Origin of the sequence: Bradyrhizobium sp. C9, from assembly GCF_002532045.1 — a bacterium.
In the GTDB taxonomy this organism is placed as follows: domain Bacteria; phylum Pseudomonadota; class Alphaproteobacteria; order Rhizobiales; family Xanthobacteraceae; genus Bradyrhizobium.
This window is the reverse complement of sequence record NZ_NWTG01000036.1, coordinates 36,247-61,838: the sequence shown is the minus strand read 5'-3', so window position 1 is coordinate 61,838 and position 25,592 is coordinate 36,247. Positions and strand designations below refer to the sequence as shown.

The window sequence follows — 25,592 nt, the reverse complement described above, 5'->3', positions numbered from 1 at the left end:
GACGGACAGCTCATGGTCGTCCTCGATATCGATCGCGTGCTCGAACTGGTGCCTGATGCCAAAGCGGCCTGAGACGGGCCGACAGAATCGAAGAACTGAACATCCCACCGGGGATGAGGAAGTAGAGGTCGCAGATGAGAACGTGTCTTGTTGTCGATGACTCAAGCGTCATTCGCAAGGTTGCCCGCCGTATCCTGGAAGGGCTTGATTTCCAGATCATCGAGGCCGAGGACGGCGCCAAGGCGCTCGAGGCCTGCAAGCGCGCGATGCCCGAGGCCGTGCTGCTCGACTGGAATATGCCCGTGATGGACGGCTACGAGTTCCTCGGCAATCTCCGCCGCATGCCCGGCGGCGATCAGCCCAAGGTCGTGTTCTGCACCACCGAGAATGACGTCGCGCATATCGCACGCGCGCTGCATGCCGGTGCCAACGAATACATCATGAAGCCGTTCGACCGGGACATCGTCACCGCGAAGTTCCAGGAAGTCGGTTTGATCTAACCCTACGTTCGATCCGGCGGCAGAAGCCTTCGGCTCAACGGTTGTTGTGCGTCGTGTTGCGTTGCTGGTGAAGTCATGAGTGTTGCGTTGACAAGTGCTGCGGTCCCGACATCGACCCGTTCCGACAAGGTGCGGGTGATGGTCGTCGACGATTCCGTGGTCATCCGAGGGATGATCTCGCGCTGGATCGGCGCCGAGCCCGACATGGAGGTCGTGGCCTCGCTGCGCACCGGCCTCGATGCCGTCAACCAGCTCGAGCGCTTCAACCCCGACGTTGCGGTGCTCGATATCGAGATGCCCGACCTCGACGGCATCTCGGCGCTGCCGCAGCTCTTGGCGAAGAAGCGCGACCTCGTCATCATCATGGCCTCGACGCTGACCCGCCGCAACGCGGAGATCAGCCTGAAGGCGCTGTCGCTCGGCGCGTCCGACTACATTCCGAAGCCGGAGAGCACGCGCGAGGCGACCGCGGCGGAAACCTTCCGCCACGATCTGATCCAGAAGATCCGTCATCTCGGCGCCAAGGCGCGGCGCAGCCCGGTGCATACGACGGCGAGCCCGCCGCTCGCGCCTGGGCACGACAAGCCGCGCACGGGGCTGGCGCCCGCCGCAGCGCCTGCGGCGCCGACCCAGATCGCACGCCGATCGTTCGGCCTGCTGCAGCCGAAGGTGCTGCTGATCGGCTCCTCCACCGGCGGCCCGCAGGCGCTTATGTCGCTGGTCGCAGAGATCGGCCCTGTGATCGATCGCGTGCCGGTGCTGATCACCCAGCACATGCCGCCGACCTTCACCACCATTCTCGCCGAGCATCTGGCGCGCACCAGCAAGCGGCCGGCGCATGAGGGGATCGACGGCGAGAGTATCAGGCCGGGTCAGATCTATCTGGCGCCGGGCGGACGCCACATGCGGATCGCCCGTCACGGCATCGATGCGACGATCGCGCTCGACGACGGGCCGCCGGTCAATTTCTGCAAGCCCGCGGTGGATCCGATGTTCACCTCCGCGATCGACGTCTGGCAAGGCAGCATCATGTCGGTGATCCTGACCGGCATGGGCTCCGACGGCATGCGCGGCGGCAAGGACATCGTCGCTGCCGGCGGCAGCGTGATCGCCCAGGACGAAGCGAGCAGCGTGGTGTGGGGCATGCCTGGTGCCGCGGTCCATGCCGGCATCTGTGCGGCCGTGCTGCCGCTCAATCAGATCGCACCGAAGCTTGTTCGCGTGTTTGCGGGAGACCGTTCGTGACGCCGCTGGACTACGAGTATCTGCGTAAGCTGCTGAAGGAACGTTCCGGCCTCGATCTGTCGGCCGACAAGCAATATCTCGTCGAGAGCCGCCTGCTGCCCCTGGCGCGCCGGTCGAACCTCGCCGGCATTCCCGAGCTCGTCCAGAGGATGAAGGGCGGCGCCAAGATGCTGACGTCGGAGGTGGTCGAGGCGATGACCACCAACGAGACCTTCTTCTTTCGCGACAAGATCCCGTTCGATCATCTGAAGGACGCGGTGCTGCCGGCGCTGGCGCAGGCCCGCGCCGCGCGCCGCAGTCTGCGCGTCTGGTGCGCGGCCTCGTCGACCGGGCAGGAGCCGTATTCGATCGCGATGCTGCTGAAGGAAATGACGGCGCTGTTCACCGGCTGGCGCATCGAGATCATCGCCACCGACCTGTCGCAGGCGGTGCTGGAGAAGTCCAAGGCCGGCCTGTTCAGCCAGTTCGAGGTGCAGCGCGGCCTGCCGATCCAGTTGCTGGTCAAGCACTTCGTGCAGAAGGGCGAGCTCTGGCAGCTCAACGCCGATATCCGCGGCATGGTGCAGCACCGCCAGCTCAATCTGCTGCAGGACATTTCGCATCTCGGCACCTTCGACGTGATCTTCTGCCGCAACGTGCTGATCTATTTCGATCAGCAGACCAAGGCCTCGATCTTCGGCAAGATCTCCCGGATGCTCGAGCCTGACGGTGTGCTGGCGCTTGGCGCGGCGGAATCCGTGGTCGGCATCACCAATCTGTTCAGGCCCTATCCGGACCGCCGCGGGCTCTATCAGCCCAGCACCGCGCCGGTCGCGCGCGCCGGCGCCACGCATGTGCTGAAGGCGGTCGCCTCCGCGGCGCGCTAAGCTGGATCTTCCGAATTTGCAGGCGCGAAGCTGCCTGGCCCGTCACCCTGAGGAGCCGCGAAGCGGCGTCTCGAAGGGTCGACGGCCACCAGCCGGGCCGTGCATCCTTCGAGGCTCGCTCCGCTCGCACCTCAGGATGACGGGGAAGTACAGCGCGCTTCTATGCCCTCATAAAATCGCGTGCGGCAGGAAGCGCGAGGTGTTGCCGGTGATCGGGTTCTCGTCCTCGCGGATCGAGAGGCCGCAGGGCGTGCCGTCAACCAGCCAGCTGCCGAGCACGGGGTATTGCCCGGAGAAATTCGGCAGCGGCGCGAGGGCCTGCCGGATGAAGCCCTCGGCGCCGTAGGGGCCTTCCTCCGCGACCAGCGTGATGCCGGCGCTGACCAGTTCGACATTGGCGCCCTCGCGCGAATAGATCGGTTTGCGCACGAACGAGGTGCCGAGCTGCGCGGCCTGCGGGTCGTCCTCGAAATACGCCGGCAGCAGATTGGGGTGGTTCGGGAACATCTCCCACAACAGCGGCAGGATGCCCTTGTTGGACAAGATCGCCTTCCACGGCGGCTCGATCCATTGCGTCGGCGCCGAGCTGAGGTTCTTGCCGAACGCGTCGTGAAACATCCATTCCCATGGATAGAGCTTGAACGCGAGCGCGATCGGGTTTTCGTCGAGGTCGACGAACTGGCCGTCATTGCGTAGCCCGATCTGTTCGATGTCGAGCAGCGTGGTCTTCAGCCCGGCCTGCGCGGCGGTGTCCTCGAGATAGGCGAGCGTGCCGGCATCCTCGGCATTGCCGGTCAGCCCGGTGAGGTGCAGCGCCCGGGTCGCGCCGATCGTCTTCCAGGCCTCGATCAGCGCCTCGTGGATCGAGTTGAACTGGTCGGCGCGCTTCGGGATGATGTTGCGTTCGATCGCCTGCTCGAGCCAGGTCCACTGAAACACCGCGGCCTCGAAGATCGAGGTCGGCGTGTCGGCATTGTATTCGAGCAGCTTGGCCGGGCCGCTGCCGCTGAATTTGAGGTCGAGCCGGCCGTATAGGCTCGGCTCCTTGCGGCGCCAGCTTGCTGCAATCAGGTCCCAGAACGCTTCCGGTATCCTCAGCCGGCGCAGATATTGTTCATCCTTGACCGCGCGTCCGGCGAGCTCGAGGCACATCGCGTCGATCTCGCCGGTCGGCACCTCGATATCGCGCTCGATCTCGTCGAGCGTGAAGGCGTAATAGGCGCGCTCGTCCCAGTAACGTTCGCCGTCGATGGTGTGGAAGGTGAAGCCGACGCCTTCGGCGGTCGCCTGCCAATCGTCGCGCTCGGAACATGCGATGCGTTGCATGAAGGGGTCCGTGATCTTCAGACGATGCGTGTCAGTTCGGTGTCAGCCGCCGCCATGCGCGAGACCGTTGTCGTAGCGGGCGATGCTGCGCGGCGCGTCGCCGAAGCCGCCGGAGGGTGATATCTGCTCGGGCTTCCGCCTGGCTTTGTGCCCCGCATGGTGATGACTGCTGGCCTGGCTTGGCGACAGGCCGATCGAGGCTGCGCTGATCGCGACGCTTCCCATCAGTTTCAGCCAGACCCGTCGCGAGCGTTTCATGGACGCGATCCTTGCCTTCTGCGGCGCCGCGCCGAGTGTCCATCAGCTCCGATCGCCGGGCAAGCGAAAGCGCATGACGACACGGCAAAGTGCGTGTCAGCTGCCGCCGAAGCCGAACGCATGCGCGAACGAGCCGAAGCCGCCCCGGCTGACCGACGAGCTTGACGATGCACCCGACGAGGATGAAGAGCCGCCGGACGAGGAGCTGCCGCTGTAGAAGCTGCTGCGCGACGAGCTGCCGCCACCGCCGCCGCCCGACCCGGATGACGAGCTGTGCGGCGCGCAATCGGCGCCGGGTTGCACGGGGGCCGGCGCGGTCACGCCCGGAGGCGGCGGCGGGACGGGCTGGCAATTCTGCCGCGGCATCAGCGCGTAGGCGCCGCCGCCGACCGCGAGTGTGCCCATCATCAGCAGCGCGACATGGTTGGAGCGCTTGGAAGGCGGCTCCGGCCGCGTCGCCACTGCCGGCACGCTTGGCCGCCGCTTGCCGAATTCCGGGTTGGGTTTGCGCGCCATGGTTCGGCTCAATGGCTCAGTAGATCATGCAGGCCGCGTTCAGGGCGCCTGCGGCCAGCGAGGACAGTCCGAGCCAGATCGCCGCCGCCATCTCGCCGGAGGCGATCCGCGCCGACAGGTTCGGCACCGGAATTTTGACGATGTAGAAGACGATGATCTGCACGATCAGCGCGATGATGCTCCAGATCATGCAGTCGATCACATTGGCGGAATGGGCGATCGCGCTGACAACAGGCAGCACGAAGCCGAGCAGGCTTAAGCCCAGCGCGATCGCCGCCGCCGGATCGTTGTCGCGGATCAGCTGGAATTCGTCATGCGGCGTGACGCGCGTGTAGACGAAGAGGTAGGCGACCACGGCGATCAGCGCCGTGCAGAAATAGACCAGGAACGCCGGCAGGCCGGCGAGGGATTGCAGGATCATGTGATGCGCCCGAACAGCCCTAGATGGTCATCCTATAGCTGATTGGTCGCGGTTCGCGAAGCTTCGGTTCGATCTGAGCTGTGGGCTGCGGTGGCCGCGGACTGCCGGCGGAAAATTGCTGCGTGGCGGTGTGAGCCGCTTCACAGCGGCCCCCGCGATAGTCGCATATACGATATGCAACCAGAAGTGAAGTCGCGAATGGGTTCGGTGATCCCGATGACGACCAGTTTTGGCAACGACATCCTGCCGATGTTTCGACCGGGCGACATCGCCTGCATGACCCCAAAGGGCGTTCGGCTCGGTGACGCCGGCTGGATCTGCGACCCGGCCGGCAATGATGACTTTGCCGATCACGCCAACGCACGCCGTGTCTTCGCTGCGCTGTCGTCCGGCTTCATGCCGCCCGGTCACCGATGGTCGCAGGACGCGCTCGATACCTATGCGAGCTGGATGGGGGACGGATTCCAACCTTGAACGGATTGCAACCTTGAACCCCAACCTTGAATCCAATGTGGAGAGCAAGATGAGAAGGTCGATCGACACGCTGCTCGTCTGTGGTCTGCTGGTGCTTCCCGCGCTTCCGGCCGCGGCGCAATCGCCGCCGAATCCCGCGATGAGCGCGCCGGATCAGGTCGCCTGGCAGATCTTCATCCAGGCCAACACCCGCGCGGGCGGCAGCAATTCGACGTTCGAGACCTGGGCGAGCGATACCGATCTGTTCCAGCCCAATCCGCAGTTCCCGGCCGCCGCAACGCCGCCGTCGCTGCGTGCGCCGATCCTGCCGCAGGTGGCGCGAGAAGGCGTGCAGGAGAGCGGCGGTTTGCTGCCGGCGCTGCCGCCCGGAGCCGCGCAGGGCGAGATGGAGGAAGCGCGCCACAACAAGGCGACGTTCGACTTCATCGTGCAGAACAATCTCTACAAGCGCTCAGGGCTGAAGGCCGCCTTCGGCAAGCAGCTGTCGTTCCCGGTCGATTCGATCGAGGTGAAGGGCAATTGGATGCCGGTCAGCGACATTCCGCAATTCACCAACAACAAGGTGACGGTGGCGCAGGTGCCGCAGCTCTATCACGTCAACAGCGCGGCCGGCGTGCAATACGCCCTGGTTTCGATGCATGTCATCAGCAAGCAGGTGCCGAACTGGACCTGGGCGACGTTCGAGCACCGCTTCAATCCGAGCCGCTGCGACATCATCGGCTGCCGCGATAATTTCGGCGCGCAGACCGCGTTCGTGCCGTCGAACCGGACCGCCGGCCAGGGCTATCCGGATTGTGTGAAGACGGCCGCACTGACCGCGATGCTGTCGAGCGCGGACATCGATCCGGTCTACAACAACTATTGCCTGAAGGGATCCCAGGCCGATTTCGTCGACAATGTCGGGCTCGACATCAGGGTCGGCAATTCCGTCACCGAGAACGGCTTCGTCGCGACATCGTCCTGCATCACCTGCCACGGCCGCGCGGCCTTCAAGGCGGACGGCACGCCGGCGTCGCAGGCGGGATTCCTGTCGTTCGGTCCGAATGGCCCGGTCGCTCCGCTCGGGCCGCTGCTGCCGGAATGGTATTGGAAGTTCTCGGGCCAGCCGCCGATCTTCGAAGGCAAGCCCGGTCTCACCCGCATCGCGACCTCGGCCGATTTCGTGTGGTCGATCCCGTTCTGCGCCTACGACGATACGCAAACTCCGGTGCAGCCGACGCCATGTAGCGGCAAGTGAGATCGCAGCGATGGCGGCCACCTCCGAGCGCAGGGTTCCGCTCGCCGGCAGCAACCGCGCCGCGCCTGATGGTGCGACGCTGGTCGGCGATGTCGATCCCGACGAGCGGATTCCCATCGTGGTCTATGTGAAGCGGCGCACCCCCGACAAGTTTGCGCCGGGCAGCGCCGGGGATCTGGCCCGGTTCGCAGGGCCGATCACGCGGCATCAGCTCGCAACGCAGCGCCATCGCAGCCATGCCCGCGCCATCGCGCGCGTGGTGCACCTGGCCGCGGAGCGGGGCTTGACCGTCGGCCGCAGCGATCCGCTCGCGCGAACGGTCGAGCTGGAAGGCACCGCGCGGCAGATGGCAGAGATCTTCGGCGCGACGCTTCGCATCTACCGCGACGGCGCGCGCGCGTTTCGTGCCCGCGTCGGCGGCTTGACGGTGCCGACCGAGATCGCGCCATGGACCCGCGCCATCCTCGGCTTCGATCAGCGGCCGCTGCGGACCAGGACGCCGCTGGTGCAGGCCGAGGCCGACGCGGGCAGCGGCAACGGACTGTGGCCGACCGACATCGCGGCGCTCTACGGCATTCCGCTGGATCGCGACGTGTCGTCGACCTGTGTCGGCATCGTCGCGCTCGGTGGCGGCTATCTCGCGAGCGATCTCGCCATGGCCGTGGCCGGCATGAACCGGCCGCCGCCGGTTGTCGTCAACGTGCCGCCGACCGGCAATGATGGCAGCTTCGGCAGCAACGATGTCGCCGATCAGGAGATCGCGCTCGACCTCCAGGTGCTCGCCGGCCTGCTGCCGAAGGGCAAGATCGTGGTCTACTTTGCCGAGAACTCCGCCGCCGGTCTGACGGACGCGATCCATCAGGCGGTGTTCGATGAAGAGCATGCGCCGCAGGTGGTCTCCGTCAGCTGGGGCAGCGCGGAGAAATACTGGACCGAGCCGGGGCGCGATGCGATGCAGGCGGTGCTGGCCGATGCCGCGCGGCTGCGCGTCAGCGTGCTGTTCGCCTCGGGTGATCAGCTCGCGACGAGCGGCCTGACCGACGGCAAGGTCCATGTCTGGTTTCCCGCCTCGAGCCCCTATGCGACGAGCTGCGGCGGCACCCAGCCCGTGCTTGCTGAGGGCAATGGATCGGCTGCAGCGGAGGCGGTGTGGAATGCCGGCGCGGTCGGCACCGGCGGCGGCATCAGTGACGCGTTTCCGGTCCCCGATTTTCAGTCGCATGTGACGCTGCCGAAATCGCAGAACGACGGCGCTACCAGGCGCGGCGTCCCTGATGTCGCCTGCGCGGCGTCGGCGAGCCCGGGCTACCGCATCATCGTCAACGGACAGGCGATGGCGATGAGCGGGACCAGCGCCGCGACACCGCTATGGGCCGCTTTGGTCGCAATTGCGATCGCCGCGCGCGGCGAGCAGATCGGCCTGCTCAACGCCGCGCTTTACGCCAACCCCGGCGCATTCCGTGCGGTCGTGCAGGGCAACAACCGCGTCGGCGGCAAGGGCTACGATGCCGGCCCCGGCTGGAGCGCCTGCACCGGGCTCGGCGTTCCGAAGGGCGCGGATCTGCTGGCCGCCCTGACCGCGATCCCGGTGGCGTAACCTCCCAAAACAAAAACCCCGCCGTTTGCGGCGGGGTTGAGGAGGTTTGCTGCAGAAAGCGACGCGTCAGGCGGGAATGCGCTCGTCGGCCTCGTGCGGCTCGCGCAGCACGTAGCCGCGGCCCCACACAGTCTCGATGAAATTGCGGCCCTCGGAGGCGTTGGCGAGCTTCTTGCGGAGCTTGCAGATGAAGACGTCGATGATCTTCAGCTCCGGCTCATCCATGCCGCCGTAGAGATGGTTGAGGAACATTTCCTTGGTGAGCGTGGTGCCCTTGCGGAGCGAGAGCAGCTCCAGCATCTGGTATTCCTTGCCGGTGAGGTGCACGCGCTGACCGCCGACCTCGACCGTCTTGGTGTCCAGATTGACCACGAGATCGCCGGTCTGGATGACCGACTGGGCGTGACCCTTGGAGCGGCGCACGATCGCGTGGATGCGGGCGACCAGCTCGTCCTTGTGGAAGGGTTTGGTCATGTAGTCGTCGGCGCCGACGCCGAGACCCTTGACCTTGTCCTCGATGCCGGCGAGGCCGGAGAGGATCAGAATGGGGGTCTTGATCTTCGAAACCCGGAGCTGCTTGAGCACGTCGTAGCCGGACATGTCGGGCAGGTTGAGGTCGAGCAGGATGATGTCGTAGTCGTAAAGCTTGCCGAGATCGACGCCTTCTTCACCGAGATCCGTCGTGTAGACGTTGAAACTCTCGGATTTGAGCATCAATTCGATCGACTGCGCGACGGCGCTATCATCTTCAATCAGCAAAACGCGCATGCCAGTCCCCTATAGTCGCCGCTCCGGGCGTCAGGTCGGCCGCACTTGCGGCACTCACAAAACGCCTTTGAACAACTGATTCGGATCCTGACGAGATATGGTTAACAAAAACTGATTCCTCGACGCAAGCTCTAACCGTGCAATTTTTGTCGAATCGCCCTAAGATATTGCGTAGAAGAAGCTTTTCCTAACCGCGCTCGTTCAGTTTCCACATTAAGAGCCGGGCCTAACCGACTCTCGCGACTCGCCCTTCTTCTGATGGGCGAGCGACCTCAGTCACCAAAGACAGTGACGCAATGATTAATGATGCGGGTAAACACGAAGTTAAGCGGCCGGAGCAAAATTGCGGAAACTTAAGGTTTTCGCAATGAAGGCGCTCGCGGAGCAGATCGGGGACATCGACGGCGTCAATATTTATGGCCGTGTGGTCGGCGTCCGCGGGCTCATGGTCGAGATCGCCGGCCCCATTCACGCAATGTCGGTCGGCGCCCGCATCGTGATCGACGTCGGCGCCGGCCGCTTCATCCCGGCTGAGGTGATCGGCTTCTCCGGCGAGAACGCGGTGGTGATGCCGTTCGGCGGGCTCGAGGGCGTCAGGCGCGGCTGCCGCGCCGTGATCGCCAACGCGGCGAGCCAGGTGCGGCCGTCGCCGGCCTGGCTCGGCCGCGTCGTCAATGCGATGGGCGAGCCGATCGACGGCAAGGGGCCGCTGGTCCAGGGCGCCTCGCCGATGTCCTACCGCAACTCGCCGCCGCCGGCACATTCGCGCAGGCGCGTCGGTCCGCCGCTCGACCTCGGTGTCCGAGGTCTCAATACCTTCCTGACCTGCTGCCGCGGCCAGCGGCTCGGCATCTTCGCGGGCTCCGGCGTCGGCAAGTCGGTGCTGCTCTCGATGCTGGCGCGCAATGTCGATGCCGCGATCTCGGTGATCGGGCTGATCGGCGAACGCGGCCGCGAGGTGCAGGAATTCCTCCAGGAGGATCTCGGGGAGGAGGGGCTGGCGCGCTCGGTCGTAGTGGTCGCCACTTCGGACGAGCCGGCGCTGATGCGGCGCCAGGCGGCGTATCTGACGCTCGCGATCGCCGAGTATTTCCGCGACGAGGACCAGGACGTGCTGTGCCTGATGGACTCGGTGACGCGCTTTGCGATGGCGCAGCGCGAGATCGGTCTCTCGGCCGGCGAGCCGCCGACTGCCAAGGGCTACACGCCGACCGTGTTCACCGAATTGCCGAAGCTGCTCGAGCGGGCAGGGCCGGGCACCGGCGTCGGCACCATCACCGCGATCTTCACCGTGCTGGTCGACGGCGACGATCACAACGAGCCGATCGCGGACGCGGTGCGCGGCATCCTCGACGGCCATATCGTGATGCAGCGGGCGATCGCCGAGCGCGGCCGCTATCCCGCGGTCAACATCCTCAAATCCGTCTCGCGCACCATGCCGAAGTCGGCCAACCCCGACTTCCTGCCCTACATCAACAAGGCGCGGCAGGTGATGGCGACCTATGCCGACATGGAGGAGCTGATCCGGCTCGGTGCCTACCGGCCGGGTTCCAGCCCCGAGGTGGACGAGGCGATCCGGCTGCACGAGCCCTTGGAAAGCTTCCTGCGCCAGGCCAAGGACGAGGCGACCAGCCTCGGCGACGGCTACCGGCAACTCGCTCAAATCCTGTCGGGTTTGGAAACGGAACGCTAACTTTGTCAGGCCATCATCCCCGGCACACCATAGCTATGCCGGCGGGGCCCAGGGGGGAGCCGGTTCTGTCCCGCGTTCAGAATTGGGACTTCTGGGGAGTATGAGTCGATGAAGTCACGTGAAACGCTGATCCGCCTGAAGAAGTTTCAGGTCGATGAAAAGCGCCGTCGGGTTACCCAGATCGAGGGCATGATCGCGGACTTCCAGCGCATGTCCGTCGAGCTCGAGCGCGAGATCCAGACCGAGCAGGAGCGCGCCGGGATCAATGATCCCTCGCACTTCGCCTATCCGACCTACGCCAAGGCCGCGATCCAGCGCCGCGAAAACCTGACCCGTTCGGCCGACGAGCTGCGCGCCCAGCTCGACGACGCCAAGGCGCTGCTGTCGGAAGCCTTCGAGGAACTGAAGAAGGTGGAGCTGCTCGACGAGCGCGACCAGGCGCGCGAGCGCGCGGAGGAGACCGCCCGCGAGCAAGCCGACATGGATTCGATCGGCCTGATGCGGGCCCGCCTCGGCGTCATCGCCTGATCCCTCGCTCCCTCCGCTGACGATCTTTAAGAGCCCGGGCCGATCGCCCGGGCTTTTTGTTGAGCGCTGTCCACAAGGCGGTCAGCGGTCGGCCACTTGTTAGCCCCTTGGCGGATCGCGCTGTCCCAAAATATGCTACCACCTGTCCGGACCAGATGATGATCGGCGGCGCGGCGGCAATGGGGCGATTGGGGATGCAGGCTTGGAGGGCGCTGAATGCTGACGCCGGCTGAGCTCGTCTGGCTGATCGCCGCCGTCGCGAAGGGGGATCAGGCCGCCTTTGAGCGGCTGTACGCCGCGACCCGCTCGAAACTCTTTGGCGTCGTGCTCCGTATCTTGCGGCGTCAGGACCTCGCCGAGGAGGTCATTCAGGAGGCCTACGTCAAGATCTGGAACAGCGCCGGCCAGTTCAACCCGGCCCTGTCGTCCCCGATCACGTGGATGGCGTCGATCGCGCGCAACCGCGCCATCGATGTCGTACGCAAGCGAGGCGAGTCCTCGCTGGAAGACGAGCCTGCGGCGATGGAAGTTGCCGCCGACTCGCCCGATCCGCTGGCGCGGCGGGAAATGACGGAAGAGTTGAAGCGGTTGCTGGAGTGCGTCGGTCGTCTGGAGCCCGATCGTCAGAAGCTCGTGCTGCTCGCCTATTACAACGGCTGGAGCCGCGAGCAGCTCGCCGCAAAGTTCGAGACACCGGTCAACACGGTGAAGACCTGGCTGCGCCGCAGCCTGATGGATATCCGGGAGTGTCTTGGACTCTGATTGATGGCCTATAGCGAAGACCATATCGCGCTCGCCGCGGAATATGCGCTCGGTACGCTCGATGCCGACGAGCGCACGCAGGTCGAGACCATGATGGCCGTGGACACCGAGTTCGCAGCCCTCGTGCAGGCCTGGGAGTTCAGGCTTGGGCCGCTGAACCAGATGGTCGGCCTGGTCGAACCGCGTCCGGTGGTCTGGGAAAATATCAAGGCGGCGATCGGCCATGCCGGCGCGCCGCAGGCGCCGCTGGTGCTGCCCGAGACGCCGGCCGCGACTGTGACCCCGCCGCCAGCGATAACCGACGATCCTGAATTCGGTTCGGCGTTCGATCCGGAGCCTGCTCAGCCATCAGAAATCCCACAGCCGGCCGAGATTCGACGGCCACCAATCCAGCCACGTTTTGGCGTCAACGACAGCACCAACATGATCGCGCTTGCGAGCCGCGTGAAGCGTTGGCGCGGTATCGCCTCAGCCGCGACCGCGATCGCGGCCGCGCTGTTGGTCACGCTCGGCCTGCAGATCTACCGGCCCGACGCGTTGCCGAATGCGATCCGTCCGAAGCCGCGCATCCAGACCGTCGAAGTGAAGACGCCGGCGCCGGCGCTCGCGCCTTCGGCGCAATATGTCGCGCTGTTGCAGGGACAGAATGGCGGGCCGGCCTTCATCATGACCATCGACGGCGCGACCAAGAATTTCACCGTGCGCAAGGTCGGCGCGCCGTCCGAGCCCGGCAAGAGCTTTGAGCTCTGGCTGATCTCCGACAGACTGCCGCAGCCGCGTTCGCTCGGCGTGATCGGCGCCGATGATTTCACCGCGCGCCCGGTGCTGTCGGGCTACGATCCTGATGTGATCAACGGCGCCACCTACGCGGTGACCGTCGAGCAGGCCGGTGGTTCGCCGAACGGCCAGCCGACCTCGGCGCCGATCTTCACCGGCAAGCTGATCGAGACCGTGCCGCCTGCGTCGGGCTCGACGCCGCGATAGGCCAACGCGCCTCGTCATCAGAGGTGGACCCGTCATTGCGAGCCATTCCGGCGGCGCGTCCCGCCGACCGGGTGGCTCGCAATGACGTGGACAGAGCCGTGGCGTCGATCCACCATCCGCACAAAAAGAAAACGCCCGTGGGGAGCGGGCGTTTTCGATAGTCAACTTGGGGGTAGTTGGGGGTCTTAAATATCCACGCAGCGACTTTGGGGGGCTGTAAAGAACACTACGTGAATTCGTGAAACTCTCCTGTTAGCGGACCAGCGAGGTGCTCGTGCTCGTGATCGCGACCGGCTTGCCGGCCTTCATGACACGTGCCGTCTGCGTGTAACCCTCGTCCGACGAATTGTGCGCGGTGGTGCCGAAACCAGCGACCAGGATACCGGCGACCAAGGCCACGACCACAATCTTCAGGTGCGTCGTACGATCAGCGCTGTAGATCGAGTGGTTCATGGAAGTCTCCTGCCGCCTTCCTGCTCTCAGTAGATCTGTCGGTTTGGTCCGTTGCCCGGTTCAACGTCTCGTGCCCCACCAACGTAGGATTTGTCGATTCCGTTCCCTAGGGATCATCACAAGGGCGTGATGAGACGTGATCGGGCGCGATCAAAACCCGTCTCTGGCACCCGAAATGCACATTAACTGGATGTAATATCAGTATCTTGCCGGGGCACCGGATCATGTTACCCCAGATAGGGCCGTTTCGGACTGTTCCACATAAATCAGTTGCCTGTGGCGAGAAAGCACAGGCGAAAACGCAAATGATTTGCGACGGCTACAGCGTTTTTCGAGCAAAGCTTGTCCCGCACTTGATGCGGGATGGACGCCGGTTCGCGTGAAGAAAACGCGTCAAACAGGAAGTTCTACACGCTGCCGACGGTCTTCAGCCGGGCCCGCGGATGGATCTCCGCCTGCGACAAAACGGTCGTCTGCGAGCGGAACCGTTCCACCAGCGAGCGAACGAACGGCCGGATCGCGGCCGAGGTCACCAGCACCGGCGCTTCGCCCTCGCGCGCCGCCTGCTCGAAGGCGTTGCGCACGGCGGTCATGAATTCCGACAGCTTGGAGGGCTGCATCGCCAGGCTGCGATCGTCGCCCTGACCGACGATCGACTCGGCAAACGCCTGCTCCCAGCGTGCCGACAGCGCGATCAGCGGCAGATAGCCGTTCGGAGAGGTGTTCTGAGCGCAGATCTGGCGCGCCAGCCGGGCGCGGACATGCTCGACCATGGTGGCCGGATTGCGCGAGAACGCGAGCGCGTCGGCGATGCCCTCGAGGATGGTCGAGAGATCGCGGATCGAGATCCGCTCGGCGAGCAGCAATTGCAGCACGCGCTGGATGCCCGACACCGTGACCTGGCTCGGCACGATGTCCTTGATCAACTCGCCCTGCTCCTTCGGCAGGTCCTTCAGCAGCTTCTGCACCTCGCCGTAGGACAGCAAGTCCGACATGTTGGTCTTGAGCAGCTCGGTCAGGTGGGTCGACAGCACCGTCGCGGCATCGACCACGGTGTAGCCCTTCAGCGCGGCCTCTTCCTTCAGGCCGGCATCGACCCAGGTCGCGGGCAGGCCGAAGGTCGGCTCGATGGTGTGGATGCCGGGCAGCTGCACCTGGTTGCCGGCGGGATCCATGACCATGAACTGGCTCGGCCAGATCTTGCCGGTGCCGGCGTCGACTTCCTTGATCTTGATGGCGTAGCTGTTGGCCTCGAGCTGGACGTTGTCGAGGATGCGCACCGCCGGCATCACAAAGCCCATTTCGATCGCGAGCGAGCGGCGCAGCGCCTTGATCTGCTCGGTGAGGCGGTCGGTGCCGTCGGGGCCGTTGACCAGCGGCAGCAGCGCGTAGCCGAGCTCGATCTTGAGGTCGTCGATCTTCAGCGCCGCGGCGATCGGTTCTTCCGCGGCGGCAGCGGCGGCGGCCGCGGCAGCAGCGGGGGCGGCAGCGGCGGCGGCCTCGGCGGCGTTCGCGACCCGCTTCTTCTTGCGCGCGTTCCAGGCCAGCGCCGCGGCGCCGGAGCCGAGCGCCAGGAACGGCAGCGTCGGAATGCCCGGCAGCAGCGCCAGCACCAGCATGACGCCGGCCGACATGCCGAGCGCCTGCGGATAGCCGGAGAGCTGGCGCATCAGCGCCTTGTCGGCGGCGCCGGTGATGCCGGCCTTGGAGACCAGGAGGCCGGCGGCGGTCGAGACGATCAGCGCCGGCACCTGGGTGACGAGGCCGTCGCCGACCGTCAGCACGGTGTAGGTGCGGGCGGCTTCGCCGAAGGAGAGGCCCTGCTGGGCGACGCCGATGATGATGCCGCCGACGATGTTGATGCCGACGATCAGGAGGCCGGCGATGGCGTCGCCGCGAACGAATTTCGAGGCACCGTCCATCGCGCCGAAGAAGCCGCTCTCGTCTTCCAGCGCCTTGCGGCGCTCCTTGGCGGTCTTCTCGTCGATCAGTCCGGCGGACAGGTCGGCGTCGATCGCCATCTGCTTGCCGGGCATCGAGTCCAACTGGAAGCGCGCCGCGACTTCGGCGATGCGGCCCGAACCCTTGGTGATGACCACGAAGTTCACGATCACCAGGATCGCGAACACGATGATGCCGATCACGAAGTTGCCGCCCATCACGAAGTTGCCGAACGCCTCGATGACGTGGCCGGCGGCCGCGGTGCCCTCGTGGCCGTGGCTCAGGATCAGCCGGGTCGAGGCCATGTTCAGCGACAGCCGCATCATGGTCGAGATCAGCAGGATGGTCGGAAACGACGAGAATTCCAGCGGCGCCTGGATGAACAGCGAGGTCATCAGGATCAGGATCGAAATCGTGATCGAGACCGCCAAAAAGAGGTCGAGCACGATCGAGGGCAGCGGCAGGATCAGCACCACCAGGATGGTGAGGACGCCGAGCGCCAGCGCGAGATCGCCGCGCTTGAGGATGTCGCCGATCTCGCCGAGACCAGGCAATCCGCCCTTGCCTGCCGTGCCCTGACCCGCCGTGACGTCGACCATGGTAGCCGCTCTCCCCCGCGACTGGCGGCTACGGCCGCCAAGCGTCTGCGCGACGGCCGCAGGGCCGCCGTTCCGAAAGTGAGGCACCGCGCTGGCGTCCACGGGGATCTCCACCCGTCATACGCGTTCGACGACACTCGACTTCACTCGGCAATTCTTGCCGGGTGTATGGTTAGCAAAGGGTTAATAAGTGCGTTTTGCGGGGGTGTGCGGGTCGTCGCAGGCGCCGGGCATCGGGGATTCCCGGCCGCGAGGGGCGGCGGGACCGCCCGGCCGTTCCGGCGGCGGAGGTCGCGCAGCCTCTATCTGAACGCACCGAGCACGACGCCCGATGCGGCGATGAGGCCGAGCGTGATGACGCTGGCGCGCCACAGCAATTGGTGCCGGGCGGCGCGCTGGTCATGAAACGCCAGCCAGTCGCGAACGAAGCCCGCGGGAATGTCGAACACCACGGCAAGCTCGTCGCGATGGTGCGTCTCATGCTCGCAATACATCGTGCGGACCGTGGGCACGCCCAGCCGCTCGAGCTCGCAATGCCACTCCCAGGCACGCTTGCCGTTGGTCCAGCGATTTTCGAAGGGGACCACGTGTGATTCCATGACGAGCCTCCTGGCCCACCCTTGAACCTCACGTGGCAAGTCTAGCTCAATATCCGGACCGGCGCGAGATCGGCGTCGGCCGCCCGGGACCGATCATGGCGGCGTCAATTGGCCGATAACATCCATTTGCGCCAATGCGTCGGCTGGATGTCGAGATGCCTGCTGCCGGCATGGTCGACCCATTCGGAACCGTCCCGGTGGCACGGGAACATCAGCGCGTGCACCATGCCGTCATAGTCGAGGACACAGACCTCGAGCTCCCGGTCCGACGGCGCTGACGCAACGGGCAACCACTCTGCTGACGACGAATGCATGGCGATCCTCCGACGATGTGCGCTTCGATCCTTCAACCTTGCGAGCTGCGCGCCATCCGGGCGGGATGATAGGTCCGGACGGCGAGCCGCCGATGTGAACCGGCTCGCATTGTAGCAGTTTTCTCATCAGCATGGATCACGGCTCGACGGACGATATTCCCGCTCGATCGGTCGGCTGCGATCGCTGCGGTGCATGACGCGGATTGAACTTTCGCGGCCCGGCCTCCGACCAAACGCCAGCAACGCCACTCAACCACCAGAGGCATCGATGTCGAACCGGACAGGTCGAACCATGACAGCAGGCCTTGCTGCTGCGATCGCGTTGCTGTCGGTGCCGGCGTCCGCCGTGACGCTGCCGGACGACCGGGCCTGGATGATCCGCATGATCGCCTGCAAGGGTAACGGTGTCCTGATGGAGGTCTACCTGCCGCAATCCGTCGTCTTCGCGCCGCATGGCGGCATGGCCGCGGGCAAGACGGCGGACGGCTACTACACGCTCGATCTGACCGAGCTCAACAAGGGCAAGGACCTCGAGCCGGTGCATGTGACAATGAGCGCGGACAAGAAGTCCGTCACCGTCGACCAGTACACGCGCGGCTTGCCGCCGACCCGCATACCGGTCGGCGGCGGCACCGTGGATTTCGATCAGCGCTTCGGCATCGGTGCGAAGTGCGGTCCGTTCCAGGCGCAGGATCCGAACTACGGCAACTGAGATGCCTCACGCGCCGGCGAGTTCAGCACGTCCCCTTGTTGCTGCATGCCTAATCTCTCGGCAACGCGCTTGACCTTGAGGCAAATGCCGACGAAGTTCCGCGTGCCGTGGTAATTTCTTCTGAATATTCCCCTGAAGCTGCAGTGTTCATTCCCGACTCGCGCCGGGCATGGCTGCGTCTTGCCGTCGCCGTGGTGATCGGTTCGCTCGGCAGCGTCGGCATGTGGTCGGTCGTGGTGGCGTTGCCGGCGGTGCAGACCGATTTCGGCGCGACCCGCGGAACGGCCTCGCTCGCCTTCACGATGGTGATGCTCGGCTTCGGCCTCGGCCAGGTCGTGACCGGCAAGATCAGCGATCGCTACGGCATCGTCTCGGCGATTGGCGCCGGGATCGGCATTCTCGGCCTCGGCTATATCTGCGCCGGCTATGCGCCGTCGATCTGGGCCTTCATCCTGCTGCATTTCGCGATCGGCCTGTCGTCGGCCGCGACCTTCGGTCCCCTGATGGCGGAGGCCTCGCACTGGTTCGAGCGCTACCGCGGCCTGGCGGTCGCGATCGCCGCCAGCGGCAATTATGTCGGCGGCACGGTGTGGCCGCCGCTGGTCAATTTCGGCATGCAGAGCGTCGGCTGGCGCACCACCCATATCGCGATCGGTATCTTCACCGCGATCGCGATGGCGCTTGCGCTCGTGGTGCTGCGTTTGCTGATGGGGGCGGCGACCCGGCGCAGCCATGTCAACGCGGCGCCGCCGCGGGTCGACATGCGGCTCTCCACCAATGCGCTCACCGCGATCCTGTCGCTCGCGTCGATCTCCTGCTGCGTGGCGATGTCGATGCCGCAGGTTCACATCGTCGCCTATTGCGGCGATCTCGGCTACGGCGTGGCGCGCGGCGCCGAGATGCTGTCGCTGATGCTGGGCTTCGGCATCATCAGCCGGATCGGCTCCGGCTTCCTCGCCGACCGGATCGGCGGCATCCGCACCCTCTTGATCGGCTCGATCGCGCAGGGCGCGGCGCTGCTGTTCTACCTGTTCTTCGACAGCCTGACCTCGCTCTACGTCATCTCGGCGATGTTCGGCCTGTTCCAGGGCGGCATCGTGCCGAGCTACGCCATCATCGTGCGCGAGGCGATGCCGGCCGCCGAGGCCGCGACCCGGATCGGCATCGTGATCTTCGCTTCGGTGTTCGGCATGTCGTTCGGCGGCTGGATCTCGGGCGTGATCTTCGACGCCACCGGCTCCTACGCCGCGGCCTTCGCCAATGGCCTCGCCTGGAACCTGCTCAATGTCAGCATCATCCTGCTGCTCATGATGCGGTCGCGGCAGCGGCTCGCCATGGCCTGATCCGCTAGAGATCGACCGAGATTCTCGCGATCGCCTTTTCCAGCCGGCTCTTGATGGAATCCATCTTGCCGGTCAGTTGCTGCAGCTCCCGCAGATCGAGGTCGGCATAGACGAACTCGTTGAGCTCCTTGCGTTGCGCGGACAGGTTCGCCATCTGCTTCTTGGCGTGCTCGGTCAGCGACAGGTTCACGACCCGGGCATCCTCGGTCGAGCTCTTGCGGCGCAGCAGGTTCTTCTTTTCGAGCAGCTTCGACTGCGTCACCACAAACGACTGGTCGACGCGCAGGGCCCTCGACACCGCGCCGACCGGCAGGCCGACGCTGCGGTCCTCGGCATTCGCCAGCACCGTCATGATCATCCATTGCGGACCGGTGATCCCGATCATCTTGGCCCAGATGCTGCGCAACTCGTCGAGGCGGATGCTGGTCGACACGATCTCCCAAGCCAATCGCTCAGCCGCGTCCTGCAGTTTGTCGGTCGATTTGCGCTCGGTCATGACGTACCTTAACAAAAATTCATCTTCACAGATATCGAGCAATTTTTGAAGCGGGCGTCCTGACGAAATGTTCGTCGGTGCGTTGCCTGAATGACACATGGCTGCGCAAACATAGAATGACTAACTAATATAAGTTGAATATGTGACTACCTAATTGCATTGTTCCGCATCGTAGATGGGGGGCATCCACCATCTCACGCCTGCAGTGGCCGAGTTGACCACGAGCATCTTGAAAATGGCTGCGCCGCAGCGGTTTTCGGGAGGGGAACGTTTGTCGCTTTGCCAGCAGTGCAAGGCATCACTTGGAGGATAGCATGAAAATCGTAAAGGGCCTTTTGTTGGGCTCGGCGGCAGCTCTCGCCGCGAGCAGTGGAGCCATGGCGGCCGATCTTCCGGTCAAGGCCAAGGCAGTCGAATACGTGAAGGTCTGCTCGCTCTATGGCCCGGGCTTCTACTTCATTCCGGGCACCGACACCTGCATCAAGCTGGGCGGTTACCTGCGCATGGACGTTCTGGCGAACACCAACTCGGACCACACCGGCAACTACGCCGGCGCGGGCGGCGCACAGAACCGCTTCACCAACGGTTACACCTGGCGTTCGCGTGAAGACCTCAACGTCGACACCCGCACCGCGACCGAATACGGCGTGGTTCGTACCTTCTTCGATGCGACCTTCAGCTGGACCTCGGACAGCTATGGTGCGGGCGCCGCAGCAGGCTCGACGGTCTACTCGCCGATCGGAACGTCTGCCGCCCCGAACAACGCAAGTGCGGGCGGTGTCGCCGCCGGCACGGTCGGCGTCTACTACGCCTTCGTCCAGTTCGCCGGCTTCACCATGGGCAAGGCGGTGTCGCAGTTCTCGGCGCCGTGGGCCAATTATCCGGGCAACAACTTCGACGGTCTCGTCGGCGGTGGCGGCACGATCACCGGTGTGAACCAGTTCACCTACACCGCGCAGTTCGGCAACGGCGTGTCGCTGGCCCTGTCGGCCCAGGATCAGTCGGCCTACTATCAGGCCGGCGTGCAGAATCTCGGTGTGCAGGGGACCGGCGCGCTCGGTCCTTACGGTGCGAGCGACTATGCCGGCACGATTGCTCCGGATCTGGTCGCGACTCTCCGCGTCGACCAGGCCTGGGGTCTGTTCCAGGCGTCGTTCGCGGCGCATGACAACCACGCGGCCTACTACGGCGCCACCGAAGTCACCGGTCATCCCGACGACAAGTGGGGCTGGGCGGGTCAGCTGGCCCTGTCGATCAAGAACATCCCGACCGGACCTGGCGACACCATCAACGTCCAGGGCGTCTATACCAACGGCGCAACGCGCTACAACATCCAGGATCTCTCGGGTGCCGGTGCGTTCACCTACTTCGGCAACACCAGCGTTCCCGGTGCCTACCAAAGCATCGGCTTCGGCATCGCGCCGGACAGCGTGTTCGTCAGCGGTGGCTCGCAGCAGCTGATCACGACCTACGGCGTCCGCGGTGCATACGTCCACAACTGGAATCCCTATTGGAACACCAGTGTCTACGGTGCGTGGGCCCAGGTTAACTACAACGGCACCGCCAAAGGCTACATCTGCGGCCCGGGCGGGACTGGCGTGGGCGGATCGTTTGGCGTCCTGATCGGTGCTACCTCGAATCTGACCTCGTGCAACCCCGACTACAGCATTGCTCAGATCGGTACGCAGACCCAGTGGACCCCGGTGAAGAACCTGACCTTCTCGGCTGACTTCACCTACACCCATCTGGATCAGAACTACGCGGGCACCATCACCTACCCGGGTAGCGCTGCGATCGGCAAGCCGGCCGCTGTCTACTCGCTCAGCAACCAGGACACCTACATGTTGCTGCTGCGCGCGCAGCGTAACTGGTAATGCCGGGTTGATCCGGACTTGATCGCGACCCAAAGCCTCGACGGGAAACTGTCGAGGCTTTGATTTTGAAAGAAGAGTCTGTTGTATGATTTACTAACATTAGTCTATCATGTACAAACCAAGCGTCGGTTGCTCTGCCGACCATGACGAGGAGATATCAGACTTCTTCATGAACTAACCTCCAGAACCTCCGGCAATGCCCTGCCGGAGGTTTTTCATTTGCGGCGGCGACAGCGCACCCATTTAACGGTGCGGGGATAAGCTAGCGCGCGCTCAAGCCGTCCATCTTCGCGAAGTCACGGCCGGGTGAGTAGCTGCATGCCGGTTCTCGCGATTCCGTGAGCGCGCAGTTCGCCACGCGGGACAGGCAAGTTGGCGGCATCCGGAACATTTCCGAGCATTTGCTCGGCAACGATTGCTGCAGCAACATTCGGCCCTCAGGCATAAGCGCAACGCATTCCTGCGCCGCCATATCAACATTTGCCGCCGCCGAATTACTTCAATTATATGAAGCGCAATTGGAATAATTTCTCGGGAGAGCCGCGTGATTGGCGTTTGCGATTTCGGCGCCAGTTCTTTCGCGGCGACCGAAGCGGCGGCTCGTCGACCCCAACGGACGGACTCGTACCTTTCACGCGTACCGGCAGCGGAGCCGGGTGCGAACGAGTTGACGAAACATGCATGACCATTGTGGGGCGCGTGGAGCCTCGTCAAGCAGCGTCGAGTTCGATGACAAGGGCTGGCCTGCCTGGCCGGATCGCGAGGATTTGTCGGCGGAGTTCATCAAGCTGCTGGCGGCCGCCCAGGAAGGCGGTTCGACGGTCTCCGAATGCTGGCTGACTTTGAGCAAGATCAACCTCGCCTCGGAGCGCTCGTGGTCGGAAGAATGGATCAAGACCGCGGAATTGAACGAGGCGAGGGCCGAGCATTCGCTGCTGAACAACAATCTGGTCACCGCACGCCGCAACTGGCTTCGGGCGACGACTTACTTTCACGCCGCCGTAAGGCCTCCCGGCTACGCCAACGATTTGCTGGACCGTGCCGTCGCCGGCATGCGGCGATGCGCGACCAGCTTTCTGAGGACCCGTCTTCCGGCCGGCCAGGTGTTCTCGATTCCCTGGACGGAAGACCTGTCGCTTCAGGCCTACTACCTGCCGTCAGCGTTTCGCGATGATGGACCCGTCATCGTGTGCATCGGCGAGCCGGGTTCCTACAAGGAAGAGTTGATCACCAAATACGCCGGTCATGCCAGCGAGCGCGGGTTCTCGCTGCTCGCCGTGGATCTGCTGGGGACTGAGACGGCCTTGTCGCCGGAACGGCTCGAGGGCCACAAGTTCGAAGCGGCGATGAGCCGCGTCCTCGACCTTCTTTCGGAGAGGCCCGGTGTCGACAGCACGCGGATCGCCATCGTGGCGGACGCCTGCAGCTCGTCCCTGGTCGCCCGGGCAGCCGCAAGTGATGCCCGGTTTGCCGCGGCGGTCTGCGACGCGGGAATTTGGGACTTGCACGAGAGAAGCTTCTTCCATCGGCAGGTAGGCGACGACACGCAAATCTGCTGGATTGAAGAAGCCAACGCGATTTCACGAAGCATCGAATGTCCGTTGCTCGTCACTGCCGGCGAAGCCGGCTGGCTTCTGCCAGGTGCCTTGACCAAATTCGGCGACCAGTTGAGTAGCATTCATCGCGACGCCAGCCTGATCCTGTTCCGGCGCGCCGAAACCGCTGCGATGCAGGGGCATATCGACAACCCCACATTGGCGAATGAAGTCATCTTCGACTGGCTTGAAGACAGGCTCCGGCCGAGAAAGGGCTTGTCCTGAAGCGACCGTCTTCAAGTGACCGTTGCGGATCCGGTCCGTGCGATCACACCGCCTGACCGGCCTTCAGCAATGAGCAGCCGGTGATCTTCAAGCTGCCGTCGGCCTGCCGCTCCAGCGTGTAGAGCGCCTCCCACGCCTCGCCGTTGGCGTCGACGATGTGAACACGTTGCGCGATCCGGTCGCCTTCGCTGCGCGCCTCGCCGAACTCGAAGCTCCTGTGGCGATAGACCGGCGCGTATTGGTTCTGCACCATCGACATGAAGATATCGGCCTGCGGAAAGATCTGCCGGATCGCGGGTGCGGCATAGGAATAGGCCGCCGCGGCGTCGTCGCGGCCGAACGCCTGCTCCTGGGCGCGGATCACCTCCTGCGCGGCGCCAACGTCGTCGGCTATGGCCGGCGAGGCGAGGGCGAACAGAATGGCGGCAATGAGGGCGATCGCGCGCATCGGAAGGCTCCCTGGTCGATCCCTTGAGCTTACGCGGCAAATCCAGCGTGGTTTCAGCGCGATCGATTCCCGGCGAAAATTGATCTGCCGCAAGGCTTCCTCCGACCGGCGCACTAACCTTGTTTTGCCAATCTTGGAGGATGTCATGACCCTGGATACCATTCTCGTCGTCATCGCCGTGACCATGATGTTCGCGACGGTCGCGTTCGTGATCGCCTATGGCGACCACCAGACCCGCAATCTGTGATGGCGCAGCCGTCCGTCCGCGCCGCTACCTGATCGAGCCCTTGAAACTGTCGATGTCGGGCGAGGGGCGAGCTGGAAACAGCCGCGCGGTCGAGGAGTTGTCGAGCCGGCGCTTGCATTTGGCCTCGTCGGCGCTGTCTTCGGTGCCATCCTTCCCGGTGCGCTTCTTGGCGAAGGAATCGTCCTGCCGGTTGACGATCAGCATTGTGTGATCACGCTCGAGCGTATCCGGATTCTTGCGCTGCTCGTCGGAGCGGAACGCGCCGCCGGTGATTTTGCCCATCATCTCGTAGTCGCAGCCGGCCTTCCAGTCGCCCTGGTCCCACTTCCATCCGGCAGCCTTCAGCGTGCCGTCTTTCTCAACGGTGACCTTGATGATGGCGTTGTACGCCAGCCAGACGCCGGCAAGCCCGCTGCGCTTGTCGTCAAAGCCTTCGAGCAGCGCCAGGCGTTCGCGCTGCAAGCCGTCGACGTGATCGCGCGCATCGACGGTGAAGTGGACCTGCGAGCTCTGCTTGTTCCAGGCCGGATGCAGGAATTCCGGGAATTGTTCGGTCTGGCTTTTCACCCAGTTGCGCTGGTCGTCGATCAGCGCGCGCCGCGTCGCCTCGTCGAGCCGCGGCTGTAGCGTCTTCCAGGCGCGGTTCAGCCGCTGGTCGTTGTCGGCAAGATCGGGATCGGCGCAGATCTCCTCGTCGGTTGCGGTCTCGGGCCTGGTGCAGTCGAAGGTCGGCGCGACGAACGCGGTGTCGGCCTTGTCGGATGCCGCATCCTTGCCGACGGCAAAATAGCTGCCGGTGACCTGCCACATCGACGAGCAGTCGTTGAACCCGTCCCAATCCTCGTCGTCGATGCTGCCGACGATCCGCAACGTCTCGCCCTGGCGGCGGAGCTTGATGGACGGCGGCTTGGCGGGAGTGGCGGCCGTGTCTGCCTTGGGCTTGTCGGGCGGCGTCTCCGCCTCGATCACCACGGGGCCGGAGAGCCAGCCAGCGCCCGAAGGCTTCAAATCGGCGCTCAGCTTGCAGGTTCGCCGGCGGTCGCCGCCATAGTCGCCGCGCAGATCGGCGGCGAGGTGGTAGGCGCCGCCCTCAGTCGGCGTCAGCGTGATACTGCCGAAGGCATTGACCCAGTTGCCTGACATGCCCGGGCGGCCGGATGCCAGCCCGCCGAGCGCCGCCGCGCGGCGGCGCAAGGCCGCGGCAAAACCAGCTTTCAGTTCGTCCCCGTCGGTATCGGCGAGCACGTCCGCGGCGTCGATGATCATCTCGTTGAACCAGGCCTGGTCGCGCTTCAACAGCGGTTTGACGTTGGCCGGTAGCCGGCCGAGCGCGGCGTCGAACGCCTTGTCGATCTGCGCCACCAGTCTGTCGGTGCCGGCCTTCTTGCAGTCCGCGGTCTTGATCCGGTTATCGCCGCCATCGCCGCACAGGCTGATCGCGGTCGGCGCGCTGCTCGATGCGCGCAGGAAATCGTCCATCGCAGCCGACGCGCCGGGCGCAAGGACCGAGATGGCCGCGACGGCGGCCGCAAGCCGTGGGAAGCAAGGCATGAACGTCACCCCGCAAGGCC

At 64.7% G+C, this 25,592-nt stretch carries 26 protein-coding genes; 14 read left to right on the top strand and 12 right to left on the bottom strand.

Annotated features, from left to right (window positions below):
• Positions 1 to 134: 134 nt before the first annotated feature.
• The 3 genes from CO675_RS37120 (at position 135) to CO675_RS37110 (ending at position 2,611) form a co-directional block, all read left to right on the top strand.
• On the top strand, positions 135 to 500 hold the full coding sequence (locus CO675_RS37120) for a response regulator (RefSeq protein WP_029083688.1): 366 nt from the start codon (positions 135 to 137) through the stop codon (positions 498 to 500).
• Between the two features lie 75 nt (positions 501 to 575).
• Positions 576 to 1,745 (top strand): protein-glutamate methylesterase/protein-glutamine glutaminase, encoded by a 1,170-nt coding sequence (locus CO675_RS37115; RefSeq protein ID WP_097676832.1) that lies wholly within the window; start codon positions 576 to 578, stop codon positions 1,743 to 1,745.
• Complete coding sequence (locus CO675_RS37110; RefSeq protein WP_097676831.1) at positions 1,742 to 2,611, top strand: CheR family methyltransferase; 870 nt, start codon at positions 1,742 to 1,744, stop codon at positions 2,609 to 2,611. Before CO675_RS37115 ends, CO675_RS37110 begins: the two co-directional genes overlap by 4 nt.
• A 168-nt stretch (positions 2,612 to 2,779) precedes the next feature.
• Here the strand turns inward: CO675_RS37110 and CO675_RS37105 are convergent, their stop codons facing one another.
• The 4 genes from CO675_RS37105 to CO675_RS37090 all read right to left on the bottom strand — a co-directional run bounded on the left by CO675_RS37105 (position 2,780) and on the right by CO675_RS37090 (position 5,132).
• Complete coding sequence (locus CO675_RS37105) at positions 2,780 to 3,937, bottom strand: glutathionylspermidine synthase family protein (protein ID WP_097676830.1); 1,158 nt, start codon at positions 3,935 to 3,937, stop codon at positions 2,780 to 2,782.
• A 42-nt stretch (positions 3,938 to 3,979) separates the two neighbouring features.
• On the bottom strand, positions 3,980 to 4,195 hold the full coding sequence (locus CO675_RS37100; protein ID WP_097676829.1) for a hypothetical protein: 216 nt from the start codon (positions 4,193 to 4,195) through the stop codon (positions 3,980 to 3,982).
• 96 nt (positions 4,196 to 4,291) lie between these two features.
• Complete coding sequence (locus tag CO675_RS37095; RefSeq protein ID WP_097676828.1) at positions 4,292 to 4,711, bottom strand: hypothetical protein; 420 nt, start codon at positions 4,709 to 4,711, stop codon at positions 4,292 to 4,294.
• Between the two features lie 16 nt (positions 4,712 to 4,727).
• Positions 4,728 to 5,132 carry a DUF350 domain-containing protein gene (locus CO675_RS37090; protein ID WP_050401130.1) on the bottom strand — a complete coding sequence of 135 codons (405 nt, stop codon included), beginning with the start codon at positions 5,130 to 5,132 and terminating at the stop codon, positions 4,728 to 4,730.
• A gap of 216 nt (positions 5,133 to 5,348) precedes the next feature.
• Here CO675_RS37090 and CO675_RS37085 point away from each other — a divergent pair, with 216 nt between their 5' ends.
• Genes CO675_RS37085 through CO675_RS37080 form a run of 3 tightly spaced genes read left to right on the top strand, consistent with a single transcriptional unit; the run spans position 5,349 to position 8,440 of the window.
• Positions 5,349 to 5,606, top strand: coding sequence for a hypothetical protein (locus CO675_RS37085; RefSeq protein WP_143279209.1), 258 nt, complete (start codon positions 5,349 to 5,351; stop codon positions 5,604 to 5,606).
• 49 nt (positions 5,607 to 5,655) lie between these two features.
• Complete coding sequence (locus tag CO675_RS40785; protein ID WP_158231368.1) at positions 5,656 to 6,843, top strand: hypothetical protein; 1,188 nt, start codon at positions 5,656 to 5,658, stop codon at positions 6,841 to 6,843.
• Between the two features lie 10 nt (positions 6,844 to 6,853).
• Entirely contained in the window at positions 6,854 to 8,440 is a 1,587-nt protein-coding gene (locus CO675_RS37080) for a S53 family peptidase (RefSeq protein ID WP_158231367.1), read from the top strand.
• A 66-nt stretch (positions 8,441 to 8,506) separates the two neighbouring features.
• On the opposite strand, the gene ctrA is transcribed toward CO675_RS37080, so the two are convergent.
• Complete coding sequence (ctrA, locus tag CO675_RS37075; protein ID WP_016848562.1) at positions 8,507 to 9,208, bottom strand: response regulator transcription factor CtrA; 702 nt, start codon at positions 9,206 to 9,208, stop codon at positions 8,507 to 8,509.
• 367 nt (positions 9,209 to 9,575) lie between these two features.
• Between ctrA and fliI the strand changes: the two genes are divergently transcribed.
• The 4 genes from fliI (at position 9,576) to CO675_RS37055 (ending at position 13,175) form a co-directional block, all read left to right on the top strand.
• Positions 9,576 to 10,901, top strand: coding sequence for a flagellar protein export ATPase FliI (fliI, locus tag CO675_RS37070; protein WP_097676825.1), 1,326 nt, complete (start codon positions 9,576 to 9,578; stop codon positions 10,899 to 10,901).
• 108 nt (positions 10,902 to 11,009) lie between these two features.
• Positions 11,010 to 11,429, top strand: coding sequence for a flagellar export protein FliJ (gene fliJ, locus CO675_RS37065; RefSeq protein WP_097676824.1), 420 nt, complete (start codon positions 11,010 to 11,012; stop codon positions 11,427 to 11,429).
• A gap of 216 nt (positions 11,430 to 11,645) precedes the next feature.
• Positions 11,646 to 12,191 carry a sigma-70 family RNA polymerase sigma factor gene (locus CO675_RS37060; RefSeq protein WP_097676823.1) on the top strand — a complete coding sequence of 182 codons (546 nt, stop codon included), beginning with the start codon at positions 11,646 to 11,648 and terminating at the stop codon, positions 12,189 to 12,191.
• A gap of 3 nt (positions 12,192 to 12,194) precedes the next feature.
• Positions 12,195 to 13,175 carry an anti-sigma factor gene (locus tag CO675_RS37055; protein ID WP_097676822.1) on the top strand — a complete coding sequence of 327 codons (981 nt, stop codon included), beginning with the start codon at positions 12,195 to 12,197 and terminating at the stop codon, positions 13,173 to 13,175.
• Between the two features lie 252 nt (positions 13,176 to 13,427).
• On the opposite strand, the gene CO675_RS37050 is transcribed toward CO675_RS37055, so the two are convergent.
• From CO675_RS37050 to CO675_RS40780, 4 genes are all read right to left on the bottom strand, one after another.
• Positions 13,428 to 13,628 carry a hypothetical protein gene (locus tag CO675_RS37050; RefSeq protein ID WP_097676821.1) on the bottom strand — a complete coding sequence of 67 codons (201 nt, stop codon included), beginning with the start codon at positions 13,626 to 13,628 and terminating at the stop codon, positions 13,428 to 13,430.
• Positions 13,629 to 14,035: 407 nt separating this feature from the next.
• Positions 14,036 to 16,168, bottom strand: a complete 2,133-nt coding sequence (gene flhA / locus CO675_RS37045; RefSeq protein WP_198964881.1) for a flagellar biosynthesis protein FlhA — start codon at positions 16,166 to 16,168, stop codon at positions 14,036 to 14,038.
• A gap of 302 nt (positions 16,169 to 16,470) precedes the next feature.
• Positions 16,471 to 16,767, bottom strand: a complete 297-nt coding sequence (locus tag CO675_RS37040) for a hypothetical protein (RefSeq protein ID WP_097676819.1) — start codon at positions 16,765 to 16,767, stop codon at positions 16,471 to 16,473.
• A gap of 104 nt (positions 16,768 to 16,871) precedes the next feature.
• A complete protein-coding gene (locus CO675_RS40780; protein WP_158231366.1) occupies positions 16,872 to 17,081 on the bottom strand; it encodes a hypothetical protein in 210 nt (69 codons plus the stop codon).
• Between the two features lie 292 nt (positions 17,082 to 17,373).
• Here CO675_RS40780 and CO675_RS37035 point away from each other — a divergent pair, with 292 nt between their 5' ends.
• Together CO675_RS37035 and CO675_RS37030 are read left to right on the top strand one after the other, a co-directional pair.
• Positions 17,374 to 17,793 (top strand): hypothetical protein, encoded by a 420-nt coding sequence (locus CO675_RS37035; RefSeq protein WP_245453076.1) that lies wholly within the window; start codon positions 17,374 to 17,376, stop codon positions 17,791 to 17,793.
• A 143-nt stretch (positions 17,794 to 17,936) separates the two neighbouring features.
• Positions 17,937 to 19,136, top strand: a complete 1,200-nt coding sequence (locus CO675_RS37030; protein ID WP_097676817.1) for an MFS transporter — start codon at positions 17,937 to 17,939, stop codon at positions 19,134 to 19,136.
• Between the two features lie 4 nt (positions 19,137 to 19,140).
• Here the strand turns inward: CO675_RS37030 and CO675_RS37025 are convergent, their stop codons facing one another.
• Entirely contained in the window at positions 19,141 to 19,632 is a 492-nt protein-coding gene (locus tag CO675_RS37025) for a MarR family winged helix-turn-helix transcriptional regulator (protein ID WP_158231365.1), read from the bottom strand.
• Between the two features lie 314 nt (positions 19,633 to 19,946).
• Here CO675_RS37025 and CO675_RS37020 point away from each other — a divergent pair, with 314 nt between their 5' ends.
• Together CO675_RS37020 and CO675_RS37010 are read left to right on the top strand one after the other, a co-directional pair.
• Positions 19,947 to 21,506 (top strand): porin, encoded by a 1,560-nt coding sequence (locus CO675_RS37020; RefSeq protein ID WP_097676815.1) that lies wholly within the window; start codon positions 19,947 to 19,949, stop codon positions 21,504 to 21,506.
• A 677-nt stretch (positions 21,507 to 22,183) separates the two neighbouring features.
• Positions 22,184 to 23,326: a dienelactone hydrolase gene (locus tag CO675_RS37010; protein ID WP_097676813.1), complete on the top strand. Its 1,143-nt coding sequence runs from the start codon at positions 22,184 to 22,186 to the stop codon at positions 23,324 to 23,326.
• A gap of 43 nt (positions 23,327 to 23,369) precedes the next feature.
• On the opposite strand, the gene CO675_RS37005 is transcribed toward CO675_RS37010, so the two are convergent.
• Both CO675_RS37005 and CO675_RS37000 read right to left on the bottom strand, forming a co-directional pair.
• The gene (locus CO675_RS37005; RefSeq protein WP_097676812.1) at positions 23,370 to 23,774 is read right to left on the bottom strand and encodes a DUF4864 domain-containing protein; all 405 of its coding nucleotides are present in this window, start codon (positions 23,772 to 23,774) and stop codon (positions 23,370 to 23,372) included.
• A 271-nt stretch (positions 23,775 to 24,045) separates the two neighbouring features.
• A complete protein-coding gene (locus CO675_RS37000) occupies positions 24,046 to 25,572 on the bottom strand; it encodes a lysozyme inhibitor LprI family protein (RefSeq protein WP_158231364.1) in 1,527 nt (508 codons plus the stop codon).
• Between the last annotated feature and the right edge of the window lie 20 nt (positions 25,573 to 25,592).